This is a genomic window from Pseudoxanthomonas kaohsiungensis (assembly GCF_010211765.1).
Classification (GTDB): domain Bacteria; phylum Pseudomonadota; class Gammaproteobacteria; order Xanthomonadales; family Xanthomonadaceae; genus Pseudoxanthomonas; species Pseudoxanthomonas kaohsiungensis.
Window position 1 is genome coordinate 1 of the sequence record NZ_PDWO01000044.1, and the last position, 754, is coordinate 754.

Consider the following 754-nt stretch of genomic DNA (forward strand, 5'->3'; position numbering starts at 1 on the left):
GCGCACGTGCCGCAGCTGTACGCGGCGGTCGACCGCGTCAAGGCGAAGGCGCAGGGCATCAAGCTGACAGAGATGTGAAGCACGATGCGGACGGACCCCGGCGCGCACGACGCAAACAGATTAAAAAGGTGCGGACGAAAAGGGAAGGTGACGGAAGAGGAAGAGGGAAAGGGAAGAGAAAAAGGTGAGGAAAGAGAAAAAAGGAGAAAAAGAAAGGGAAGAGGAGAGAGGGGGAAGAGGAGAGGAAAAAAAGGGAGGGAAGCACGAGCGAGGAGGAAGGGGGAAAAAGGGGGGGAGGAGAGGAGGAGAGGGGAAGAAAGGGAGAGGAGGGAGGGGGGGAGGGGGAAGAGGAGAGGGAGGGAAGGGAAGAAGAGGAGGGGGAAAGAGAGAAGGGGGAGGAGGGGGAAAAGAAAAGGGGAAGGGAGAGAGGAAGAGAATAAAGGGGGGAAGACGAAGGGGGGAGGGGAAAGAAGAAGAAGGAAGAAGAGCGCAAGCGCATCGAGGACGAGAAGCGCAAGCTCGAAGAAGAGCGCAAGCAGAAGGAAGAAGAGCAGCGCCGCCTGAAGCAGATGATGGAAGAGTCCTTGAGCAACGAGGCCAAGGACCGGGCGGAGGCCGCTCGCATCGGTGAAGTCCAGAAGACCTGGGGTCAGATGCTGGGCGAGCACATCGCGCAGCGTTGGCTGCGTCCGCCCGGATTGCCCTCCGGCCTGCGGTGCGTGGCCCAGATCGATATCCTGCCCAACGGCGAGGT

At 59.9% G+C, this 754-nt stretch carries 1 protein-coding gene; it reads left to right on the forward strand.

What is annotated here, in order from left to right:
- Nucleotides 1-147: 147 nt before the first annotated feature.
- Entirely contained in the window at nucleotides 148-564 is a 417-nt protein-coding gene (locus CSC66_RS17195; protein ID WP_162378631.1) for a hypothetical protein, read from the forward strand.
- The last annotated feature ends 190 nt before the right edge of the window (nucleotides 565-754 follow it).